Source organism: Nonomuraea sp. NPDC052129, assembly GCF_040680095.1.
In the GTDB taxonomy this organism is placed as follows: domain Bacteria; phylum Actinomycetota; class Actinomycetes; order Streptosporangiales; family Streptosporangiaceae; genus Nonomuraea.
Genome location: NZ_JBFAVX010000050.1, coordinates 61,331 through 70,950 on the forward strand (window position 1 = coordinate 61,331; position 9,620 = coordinate 70,950).

Here is a 9,620-nt window from a genome sequence, read left to right on the forward strand (position 1 = left end):
CCGGCGCGGCGTCAGGATTGTCCCGGTGCTCGGGGGACGAGCAGCCCCCGGTTGAACGCCTCGGTGACGGCGGCGGCGCGGTCGCCGACGCCGAGCTTGCCGTAGATGTTCAGCAGGTGGGATTTGACCGTGGCCTCCGTGATGAACAGCTGTGCCGCCGCCTCTCGGTTCGTGCCACCGGCCGCCACCAGCTGGAGCACTTCGAGCTCCCGCTGGCTGAGCGGCCCCGAGGCGGAGGAACGTACCCGGCTCATGAGCAGAGCCGCCGCCGACGGCGCGAGAACCGCCTCACCCCGAGCCGTCGCCCGGACCGCCCGCAGGAGCTCGTCACGAGGAGCGTCCTTGAGCAGGTAGCCGGTGGCGCCCGCCTCGATCGCGGGCAGCACGTGGCTGTCGGTGTCATACGTCGTGAGCACCAGCACGCGCACCCCAGTCCCGCCACCGGCCAGCTCTTTTGTCGCGCTCACGCCGTCCATGCCGGGCATCCGCAGATCCATGAGGACCACATCCGGCCGTAGCGTCTCGGCGAGCCGGACCGCCTCGGCTCCATCGGCTGCCTCCCCGACCACCTCGAAGTCCGGATCGCGGGCGAACATGCTGCTCAAGCCATCTCGGACCACCGGATGGTCGTCGACGACCAGCAGTCTGATCACGCTGTCCGGGCGGCTCATGACTCGGCCCACTCGGCGGGGACGCGGGCCGAGATCCCCGTGCCGGCACCGAGCTCCGACTCCACCTGCAGCGTGCCTGACAGGCCCTCGATCCGCTGCCGCATCGCGATCAGCCCAAACCCAAGGTGAGCCGTACGCGGACCATCGCCACCGCCGTCCCTGAGCCGGGCCGGGCCGAAGCCGCCACCGCTGTCCCTGAGGTGGGCCGCGTCGGAGCCGTCTCCGTTGTCCCCGAGGCGGGCCGGGTCGAAGCCGGCGCCGTCGTCGCGCACGTCCAGAGCGACCTCGTGTTCCATGTACGACAGTGTCACCCCCGCCCGGGTCGCCCGCGCGTGCTTGGCCACATTCGTCAGTGCCTCCTGCGCGGTTCTGAGCAGCGCGACCTCGACCTCCGGGCGCATCGGCCGCGCCGTGCCGGTCGTCGTGACCTGGACCGGGATCTCGTGCAGTGCCGACCAGCGGCTGGCCACGCTCGCCAGCGCCTCGCCCAGCCGCGCCGTCCGCAGCGGCTCAGGACGCAGCGCGTCCACCGATCGCCGCGCCTCGGACAGGCTCTCCCCGGCCAGCCTGGTCGCGGCCTCGATGTGCCGGCGCCATTCCGCCGGGTCGTCGCCGGCGTGCTCGGCCGCGTGCAGTTGGGTGATGATGCCGGTGAGTCCCTGCGCCAGGGTGTCGTGGATCTCCCGCGCCATCCGCCGCCGCTCATCGTGCACACCGGCCTGCCTGGCCTGCGCAAGTAACTGCTCGTGCAGGGCCGCGTTCTCCGTCAGCGTCGTCTCCAGCTTGCGGTTCGCTTCACGCGCCTCTTCCAGCGCCCGCTTGCGCTCGTCGTTCTGCTGAGCACTACGCCGAGCGAACCAGGCGAAGCCACACATAGGGATCACATTCGCGGCCATGACAGCGACGTACGTGATCAGTCCCACGGGTGTGGTCTTGTCCACGCCGTACGCCTGCGCCGTGCCCGACACCATCGCCACCGCCGCGACGCCGGCCGGCTGCCACGGCCAGCGCAGCACCCGGAAGGCGTAGATGTATCCGGCGGGAGTGAAGAACCCGAACCACGGGTCCCTGACCACCAGAATCGCCGTGAGCAGGATGAGTACGGTGAAGAACACGGCCATCACCGGCACGCGCTCGCGCCAGGCGGGGCGGAGCGTGAAGAGCCCCAGCATCCAGGCCGCCATCAGCGCGCACAGCACCAGGTCGATAAGCGGGGACGCGCCCGCCGACTGTTTGATGGCCACGGTGACACCGGCCAGGAGCGCCAGTAAGGCATACGGGCCGACGGTCACCGGCAGGGGCCACCGTACCGCTGGATCACTCATCCACGTGCTCCTCCACCGGCGCAAGCCAGCATGCGGGTGGAGGCACGGGCCACCGTGTCGCTGGATCGCACATCCGCGTCCTCCTCATCCGTCGCCGCCCCAGCGGGGATCTAGCCTCCACGTTGGCACGTCCTGACCCGGCTCAACCGGCCTGGGGAAGCTCGATGTCGCTGGATCGGCTTATCCGGCCTCCTTCTCATCCGGAGCCGACTCCCAGCGGGGAATCCAACCCTCCACATCAGCACGTCCCTACGCGGCTCAACCGGCCCGGGGAGGCTCGATGGCCAGGGCGTGCCGGAAGATGTTGCGCGGGTCCCACCGGGCCTTCACCCGCTGGAGGCGTGGGTAGTTGTCCTTGTAGTAGAGCGTGTGCGCGGGCACACCTGAGGTGTTCCACGCGGGGTCGGCCAGGTCGGCGTCCGGGTAGTTGATGTAGGAGCCGTCGTTGACCTCGCCGGGCACGGGCACGCCGCCGGTCTCGGCGTAAACGTCGTGGTAGAAGCCGCGGACCCAGTCGAGGTTGGCCTTGTCCTCCTTTTCGTCTTCCCAGATCGTCTGGTAGACCGCCTTCATGACCACGTCTCGCTGGGCGATCGCGGTGGCTCCTGGCGCTACCGCGCGGACCTGGCCGCCGTAGCCGATGAGCAGCATGCCGGCGTTGGAGCCGCCGGTGGAGTTGGTCAGGTTGCGATGGACGGCCGCGAGTTGGGTCTCGGTGAATGATCGTCGCAGGTAGCCGGCCTTGATCTTGTATCGCCGGGTGATCACGTCACCCGGCTCGCCGGTGCCCGGCCAGGTCATCCGGTGTAACCAGGGCATCGTCCGCCGGATGTCGAGCGCCGGTTTGAGGTCGAGGCCGGCGGTCACCGAGGACGCGAAGCCGGTCACCATGCTGTCGGCGTTGGGGAGGTCCGCGTCGATCTGCGCGACCAGCATGACGGTTCCGCCGGCGCGGTGCGACAGCTGGAGGATCCCGTACAGCCCGGCGTACGGAGAGCCGGGCGCGCTGTTGCGCTCATGCCAGACCCCGAAGTTACGCAGCAGTCCGGTAAGTGCTTTTTCGGTTATGTGCTCCCAGGACCAGATGACCACGTGCTGCAGCATCCGCTGCGGCGCCGCCGGCAGCAGCTGGGACGGATCGGTGCCGGCGACGCCGGGGGAGCGCAGCCAGTAGCGGGTGACCACGCCGAAGTTGCCGCCGCCACCGCCGGTGTGCGCCCACCACAGGTCGCGGTGCGGGTCGTCCGGCTCGCGGGTGGCGACCACCGCGCGGGCGGTGCCGTCGCGGTCGACCACCACGACCTCCACGCCGTACAGATGATCCACCACCGAGCCGTACCGCCTGGACAGCGGTCCGTATCCGCCGCCCGCGAAGTGCCCACCGGCCCCCACTTCCGGGCAGCCGCCCCCGGGGATCGTCACGCCCCAGCCTTTGAGCAGCGTCCGGTACACCTGGCCGAGGGTGGCTCCGGGTTGCACGGCGAACGCCCGCCGGTCGGCGTCATAGCCGACCTCGTCCATCGGCGAAAGGTCCAGCAGCACCCGGACCGCCGGATCGGCGGTGAAGTTCTCGAAGCAGTGCCCGCCACTGCGCACCGCGACCCGTCGGCCGGACCGCACCGCCTCTGACACCGCGCGCACCACCTGATCGGTCGACCCGACCACGCGGATCTCCTCCGGCCGGCCGACGAACCGGAAGTTGTTGCCACGCAACAGGTTGTCGTAGCGAAAGTCGCCCGGACGTACTGTCACCGGCCCGAATGCCGCCGCTTCCGCATCCGCCGCGACAGACTCCGCCGCGCCCGATTGCGCCAACGCCGCCTCGGCACCCCACGTGCCGGCCGCTGCGGTGCCCGCCACCGTGCCCGCCGCGGTGATCGCCGCGGCACCCGCACCGGCGAGCAGCCCACGACGACTCACCGCAGCGGCGCCCGGCAGGCTCGTACGCCCGTCGCCCACTTCTGGCATGTGACTCGCCCCTTTCCGATTGGAGGTCGTCAGCCTCTCAAGCAGGCAGCACGGCACACATCAACCCGTGGCATGAATCAGCGGCTCACCTCTCCGCCCCTCCGAGCGGCTGATCCGCCCCACCGATCGGCTGACCGGCAGCGGGTGGCGTCAGCCGCCTGTGACCAGGAGGCCGGGCGTGCGCGGCCACGGGGTGGGGCGCCCTTCGGACAAGAGGTCGGGCGCGCGACCGTGAGTAGGGCGCGCCGACTGTGACCAGGAGGTCGGGCGAGGGAGCTCGGCGCCCTCCGAGAGGTCGGGCGTCGCCTGCCGACACCGCTGGGCGATCCGGCCTGCGAACCCGCCTCACCTCTTCGCGTAGGTGACCTCGAAGTCGGGCTTCCAGGTTTCGCCGTCGCTGGAGGCGTCCCATCGTCCGGTGACAAGACGGCCGTCGCCACGGATCGTCGCCTCGAAGCGCTGGTGAAAGCCCGGCCCTGCCTGCCCCCGCATCTCCCAATGACCGTTCTCGAAGCTCATCCGGTAGATCCGGCACACTCCCCGCGCATCGGCGTACAGCATGGCGAAGGCGCCACTGTGGTCGTCGAGACCGATGGCGGCATCGATCGGAAACGGCGAACTCTCCCGCCATTCCGGGGCGATCGCCTGAGGTGGGTCGACGCGCATGATGAGGAATCCCCGGCTGTCGTGCCAGGTGAACATCGCCGTACACCGGCCCATCGGCTGCCCGTCGATCGATGCCTCCATGTCCCACTCCCCGACGAGCACTTCCAGGCCCTGCAACCGCTGGTTGGCTGTGTGTCGCGCTGCTGTCACGGCTACCTCCCGTTGACGTGTGGTCGGAAGGATAGACCGGACGCGTGCCACGAACTCATCGCCGGCGGCGGGCTGGGACGTCGCGGCCAAGGAAGGCCAGTAGTTGCCGGTGTGCGGGGGCGTCGGCGGGAGCGGGGACCGCGGGGCCGAACATGCCGGGGAGGCGGAAGGTGTCGAAGTCCATGCCGCGCATGATCGTGAGCAGTTCGCCGCACGACCGTTCGTCGACGAGATGCTCCTGATCGGTGGCGAGCGCCAGGTCGACGCCGTGGACGAGGACTTCGGTGAGATGGATGAGGGCGGCCATCGGCCCCGGTACGGCCCCGAACCCCAAACGTACGGTGGCGTCGAGGGCGCCCGGGCGATGCCAGGCGGCGCGGTCGAGGTCGGCTGCGGTGACGAAGGCGGCCTGCGGGTCGGTGCCGAGCCAGTCATCCTCGTGGTCGCCGCCCGCGTCGGTCGCGGTGAGCTCGGCGGCGAAGACGCGCATGCCGCCGACCATGTGGTTGAGCTCTGTACGCACGTCCCAGCCGGCGCAGGGGGTGGGGGCGTGGAGCCGGGTGTCGGTGATGCCTTTGACGATGGCGGCGGTCATGTCGAGAGCGCGGTCGATCATGGCGATGGTCATGTCGTTCTCCAGGAAGGGGATCAGGCGGTCGTGCCGAACACGTCGTCGAGCCAGTCGTAGACGCGCGCGAAGGCCAGTCGCTGGGCGCCGGACTGGCAGTGGGCGTCGGCGCCCTGTTCGCCAGTGAACTCCAGCAGCGTCTTGGGGCAGGTCAGCTCGGGCCGGCCCTGGAAGAACCCGTCGTCGGCCCCGGCGCAGACCAGGGTCGGGCAGGCGATCTTCTCGACGATGCCGTCGCGCAGGTGGTAGTCCAGGTAGGCGGCGCCGAACGCGCGCGGGGTGTCGCCCATGGCGGGTGGCCGGCCACTCGTCGTGCCAGCTGTCGTAGTCACCGGCGGTGATCCGCTGACAGGTGATCACGACCTCGCCGAAGTCGGCGCCGCCGTAGGCGATGTGTCCGAAGGTGCGCAGGGTCTCGTACCAGAACTGAGGGTTGTCGGGAAAGAACAGCGGGAGCATGGTCACTCCTAAAGCAGTAAGCGACTGCGTTAGTGGACTTTAGGACGCCATCAATCGCAAACGCAAGTCGTGACTGCGTTAAGCTGCCGGGCATGGTGGAACAGCAGCCGACTCGCCGGCCCGGCGGGCGCAGTGCTCGCGTCCGAGCCGCAGTGCACCACGCGGTCACCGACCTGATCGCCGAACGCGGCCACGGCAACTTCACCGTCGGTGACGTCGCCACCCGCGCCGGAGTGGCCGACACCAGCGTCTATCGCCGCTGGGGCACCCTGGAGGCCCTGCTCGCGGACGTGGCGATCAACTGGCTCACCACCACCTCACCCATACCGGATACCGGCAGTTTGGAAGGCGACCTGCGCGCGTACGCGGCCGGTGTCGCGCGCGACGTGACCGGACCCGACGGGCTGGCGGTGCTGCGCCTGATCATCGCCTTGTCCACCGGGGGAGAGGCCGGCGTACCGGCAAGAGACGCGTTCGTGGCCGAACGCGGACGCCAACTGCAGGGCATGCTGGACCGCGCCCGAGACCGCGGCGAACACCCACCCGAGGGCCTGGACATCCTCGACCACCTCCTGGCCCCGATGTACGTCCGCGTTCTATTCGGCACGGGCCCGCTCACCCCCGACTACGTCAACGCCCTGGTCGACCGCCTCCTGATCGATTAGGTGAACGCCATAGACCACGGGGCGCGCGCCCGGGCGCCGCTGACGTAACGCGACGCCGTCGACGCCCTCACTCAGGGCCGTGCCGTCACCTCCGTTCCCCGGTCGGCGGGACGGACACCAGCCGGTAGGCCGGGCCGTCGGCGATCACGCGGCCCGCGGTCGGCGGGGGGAAGTGGGTACCCAGCGCGAGGGCGCCGGTGCCGGCGAGCGAGGCGCGCAGGGCGTGGCGGGTGGCCGTGGCCCGCACGGGGTCGAGGTCAACGCAGCTGCCGATGGGGTACGAGGTCGAGCAGCCCCGCCCCCGCCTTCGTCAGGGAAGCGCCGGAGCGGGATGTGGCCTCGGGCCCTGGTAGGGCCCGAGGTTCAACTGTTCGCGAATACCAATCCACGTGGCAAGGCGGACGCGAGTTGTTCGAGTTGCCTGATGGCCGTGGTCAGGTCATCGGTGATGGGATGGACGAGCACATGGTCGGCGCCGGCGTCGAGTTGCGCTTGAACACGCGCGGCGACGGCCTCCGGGGTGCCCCATGCGACCAGCGCGTCGACCAGCCGATCACTTCCCCCGTCGGCGATGTCCTGCCGGCTGTAGCCGAGACGTGACCAGTTGCGCGCGTACGGCGAATCGGGGCCGGTCCTGCCTCGGTACCGCCGAGCGATGGCACGGGCTTGTTGGGGATCGGGTTCGATGATGAACGCCTGCTCGGGAATGAGCAACTTATCGCTCCCCAGAGCCTTACGGACAAGAGCGGTGTGTTCGACCGGGGCCGAAAACGAATGGACGCCGTCGGTGCGGTCGCGAGCCAGTTCTACCATTTTGGGCTGCAAGGCGGCCACCACCCGAACAAATGGCTCCGGCGGCGGGTTACGCGCCACCGCCTGATCCATCTTGTCGAGATAGTCTCGCATGATCTTGAGGGGATGGCTGTAGTCCAGCCCATTGGCTTCGACCAGGAATCGATGGCTGACGCCAATTCCGAGGACGAACCGTCCAGGGTGAGCCTCGGCCAACATCGCCGCACCGCCCTGCATCGTGGCGGGATGACGTGCCCAAATGTTGGCGATTCCAGTGCCGATCACCAATTGGCCGCTCGCGGCGAGCTGAATGCCCGCGTTGACCAGAGCGTCCTTGCCGCTGATTCCTTCGGGCCCCCACAGCGAACCGTATCCGAGCTGTTCGACGCGCCTCACAGCGTGGCGCCAGCTCTCGACCGGAGCGCCGTGCACGTGGGGCCCGCCAAGCCACACTCCCACGCGTCCCAGCTTCGCCTTCACTTCTGTGATCACTAACGAAACCTCCGCGCACCTGACGACTGCTATCCGGGGACTGTCTCCGGTAAGCGTGATGCTATCCGGAGACGGTCCCCGGTACAATCGCTTCGACCGAAAGGGGAGCTATGAGCGATACAAGGGCACCGCGCGCGATGCGGGCAGACGCGCAGCGCAATCGGGCTCGGTTGCTCGCCGCGGCGAGCGCGGCGTTCGCTCGCGCGGGCGTGGAGGCCTCGCTCGATGACATCGCCCGCGACGCCGACGTGGGTTCGGGCACTCTTTACCGTCATTTCCCCACCCGCGAGGCGCTGGTGGAGGCCGTCCTCGACGACCGCTACCAGGCCCTCGCCGCCGCGGCCGCCGAGCTACAGGCCGAGCGCTCGCCGCACGAAGCGCTTGTGGCCTGGTTGAAGCTCTTCGTCGACCACCTCATGACGTATCGAGGGCTGGCGGCGAGCGTCACCACAGCGCTCCACAACGAGACGCCGCCATCGGACTCGGCCTGCCATGCCATGCGCGCCGCGGCATACGAACTCGTGGCAACGGCCCAGCGCGACGGCACTGTCCGGGATGACATCGACGCCTCGACGATCCTGCGCCTCGCCGCCGGTGTCGCTTGGGCCCACGAGCAGTCACCCGCCGACCGGGCCAGTGTCGGGCAAATGCTGGCGGTCCTCATGGACGGACTGCTTCGCGACAGCCGCGTTCCGCGGGCGGTCAGCTGATCCCGGGGAAATGCGTCACGCCATGGCGATCGGGCCGAGGTAGGTGCCGCCCGAGACGTCGATGGTCTGGCCGGTCACCCATCGGCCCTGCGGGCCCGCCAGGAAGCCGACGACGTCCGCGACGTCCTCGGGCTCGCCGAGCCGGCCGAGCGCGGTGATCGCTTCGATCGCGGCAACCGCCTCGGGGATGGTGTTGTAGCCCGCGGTCATGTCGGTACGCACCGCGCCGGGCGCGACCGTGTTCACCGTGATACCGCGCCTGCCGAGCTCATTGGCCAGGGACGGGGCCATCGACTCCAGTGCCGCCTTGCTGAGGTTGTAGGCGATCTGCGTGGAGACCGCGAAGCGGCTGGCCACCGAGCCCATGTTGATGATGCGGCCGCCGTCGTTCAGCAGCGGCAGCGCGCGCTGGATCACGAAGAACGGTGTGCTGACGTTGATCGTGAGCAGCCTGCCGAACTCCTCCGGCGTGACCTGCGCGATCGGGTTGACCGAGCCGATGCCCGCGTTGTTGACCAGGATGTCCAGGCCGCCGCCCGCCGGTCCCTCGGCCAGACCGCTGCTCGCCAGTCCCTCGGCCAGGCCCTCGAACAGGCGGTCCACCGCGCCATCGTCGCCGAACCGGGCCTGCACGGCGAACGCCCGGCCGCCTGCCTGCTCGATCCGCGCCACCGTCTGCTTGGCCGCGTCGTCGTTGCCGCCGTAGTGGACGGCGACCAGAGCGCCCTCGGCGGCCAGTCGCAGCGCGACCGCCCGGCCGATTCCCCGCGATCCTCCGGTCACCAGCGCGGTCTTGCCGGTCAGACTGTTCATCTCTGCTCCTCGTTCAGCGGCCGGCCCTCGGCGGATCCGGCGATGGCTCAACGGTGGCGGCAGTGGCTCACCGCACGCTCACCGACGGCTCACCGCCTGAGCAGAGCTCCAGGTGGGGTGGGACCCTGAGCGGTCCCACCCGACGGCCCGGCTCAGAAGTCCATGTCGCCACCCGGCATGGCCGGAGCGGCAGGGGTCTTCTCGGGCTTCTCGGCGATGACCGCCTCGGTGGTGAGGAAGAGCGCCGCGATGGAAGCGGCGTTCTGCAGCGCCGAGCGCGT

11 protein-coding genes are annotated in these 9,620 nt (G+C 69.7%); 2 read left to right on the forward strand and 9 right to left on the reverse strand.

Annotated elements, in window-relative coordinates; all coding sequences use genetic code 11:
- Nucleotides 1-11: 11 nt before the first annotated feature.
- The 6 genes from AB0L53_RS55290 to AB0L53_RS55315 all read right to left on the reverse strand — a co-directional run bounded on the left by AB0L53_RS55290 (nucleotide 12) and on the right by AB0L53_RS55315 (nucleotide 5,740).
- Nucleotides 12-671, reverse strand: a complete 660-nt coding sequence (locus AB0L53_RS55290) for a response regulator transcription factor (RefSeq protein ID WP_364013851.1) — start codon at nucleotides 669-671, stop codon at nucleotides 12-14.
- On the reverse strand, nucleotides 668-1,996 hold the full coding sequence (locus AB0L53_RS55295) for a sensor histidine kinase (RefSeq protein WP_364013854.1): 1,329 nt from the start codon (nucleotides 1,994-1,996) through the stop codon (nucleotides 668-670). The genes AB0L53_RS55290 and AB0L53_RS55295 overlap by 4 nt, the downstream gene beginning before the upstream one ends.
- 258 nt (nucleotides 1,997-2,254) lie before the next feature.
- Nucleotides 2,255-3,964, reverse strand: a complete 1,710-nt coding sequence (locus tag AB0L53_RS55300) for an FAD-binding protein (protein WP_364013857.1) — start codon at nucleotides 3,962-3,964, stop codon at nucleotides 2,255-2,257.
- 345 nt (nucleotides 3,965-4,309) lie between these two features.
- On the reverse strand, nucleotides 4,310-4,780 hold the full coding sequence (locus tag AB0L53_RS55305) for a hypothetical protein (RefSeq protein WP_364013860.1): 471 nt from the start codon (nucleotides 4,778-4,780) through the stop codon (nucleotides 4,310-4,312).
- Nucleotides 4,781-4,835: 55 nt separating this feature from the next.
- Nucleotides 4,836-5,408 (reverse strand): TIGR03086 family metal-binding protein, encoded by a 573-nt coding sequence (locus AB0L53_RS55310; RefSeq protein ID WP_364013863.1) that lies wholly within the window; start codon nucleotides 5,406-5,408, stop codon nucleotides 4,836-4,838.
- Nucleotides 5,409-5,428: 20 nt separating this feature from the next.
- Nucleotides 5,429-5,740 (reverse strand): hypothetical protein, encoded by a 312-nt coding sequence (locus AB0L53_RS55315; protein ID WP_364013866.1) that lies wholly within the window; start codon nucleotides 5,738-5,740, stop codon nucleotides 5,429-5,431.
- Between the two features lie 219 nt (nucleotides 5,741-5,959).
- Between AB0L53_RS55315 and AB0L53_RS55320 the strand changes: the two genes are divergently transcribed.
- Nucleotides 5,960-6,532, forward strand: a complete 573-nt coding sequence (locus AB0L53_RS55320; RefSeq protein ID WP_364013869.1) for a TetR/AcrR family transcriptional regulator — start codon at nucleotides 5,960-5,962, stop codon at nucleotides 6,530-6,532.
- An 85-nt stretch (nucleotides 6,533-6,617) separates the two neighbouring features.
- Here the strand turns inward: AB0L53_RS55320 and AB0L53_RS55325 are convergent, their stop codons facing one another.
- Together AB0L53_RS55325 and AB0L53_RS55330 are read right to left on the reverse strand one after the other, a co-directional pair.
- Entirely contained in the window at nucleotides 6,618-6,779 is a 162-nt protein-coding gene (locus tag AB0L53_RS55325) for a hypothetical protein (protein ID WP_364013872.1), read from the reverse strand.
- A 116-nt stretch (nucleotides 6,780-6,895) separates the two neighbouring features.
- Complete coding sequence (locus tag AB0L53_RS55330; protein ID WP_364013875.1) at nucleotides 6,896-7,816, reverse strand: TIGR03620 family F420-dependent LLM class oxidoreductase; 921 nt, start codon at nucleotides 7,814-7,816, stop codon at nucleotides 6,896-6,898.
- A gap of 110 nt (nucleotides 7,817-7,926) precedes the next feature.
- On the opposite strand from AB0L53_RS55330, the gene AB0L53_RS55335 reads away from it, so the two are divergent.
- Complete coding sequence (locus AB0L53_RS55335; protein WP_364013878.1) at nucleotides 7,927-8,526, forward strand: helix-turn-helix domain-containing protein; 600 nt, start codon at nucleotides 7,927-7,929, stop codon at nucleotides 8,524-8,526.
- Between the two features lie 15 nt (nucleotides 8,527-8,541).
- Here AB0L53_RS55335 and AB0L53_RS55340 read toward each other — a convergent pair whose 3' ends face one another.
- On the reverse strand, nucleotides 8,542-9,339 hold the full coding sequence (locus AB0L53_RS55340; RefSeq protein WP_364013881.1) for an SDR family oxidoreductase: 798 nt from the start codon (nucleotides 9,337-9,339) through the stop codon (nucleotides 8,542-8,544).
- Nucleotides 9,340-9,620: the final 281 nt, after the last annotated feature.

What these genes read in the sequence shown, in the direction of transcription:
- AB0L53_RS55290 (WP_364013851.1), bottom strand. Translation starts at nt 671, where the DNA reads ATGAGCCGCCCGGACAGCGTGATCAGACTGCTGGTCGTCGACGACCAT.
- AB0L53_RS55295 (WP_364013854.1), bottom strand. Translation starts at nt 1,996, where the DNA reads ATGAGTGATCCAGCGGTACGGTGGCCCCTGCCGGTGACCGTCGGCCCG.
- AB0L53_RS55300 (WP_364013857.1), bottom strand. Translation starts at nt 3,964, where the DNA reads ATGCCAGAAGTGGGCGACGGGCGTACGAGCCTGCCGGGCGCCGCTGCG.
- AB0L53_RS55310 (WP_364013863.1), bottom strand. Translation starts at nt 5,408, where the DNA reads ATGACCATCGCCATGATCGACCGCGCTCTCGACATGACCGCCGCCATC.
- AB0L53_RS55320 (WP_364013869.1), top strand. Translation starts at nt 5,960, where the DNA reads ATGGTGGAACAGCAGCCGACTCGCCGGCCCGGCGGGCGCAGTGCTCGC.
- AB0L53_RS55335 (WP_364013878.1), top strand. Translation starts at nt 7,927, where the DNA reads ATGAGCGATACAAGGGCACCGCGCGCGATGCGGGCAGACGCGCAGCGC.
- AB0L53_RS55340 (WP_364013881.1), bottom strand. Translation starts at nt 9,339, where the DNA reads ATGAACAGTCTGACCGGCAAGACCGCGCTGGTGACCGGAGGATCGCGG.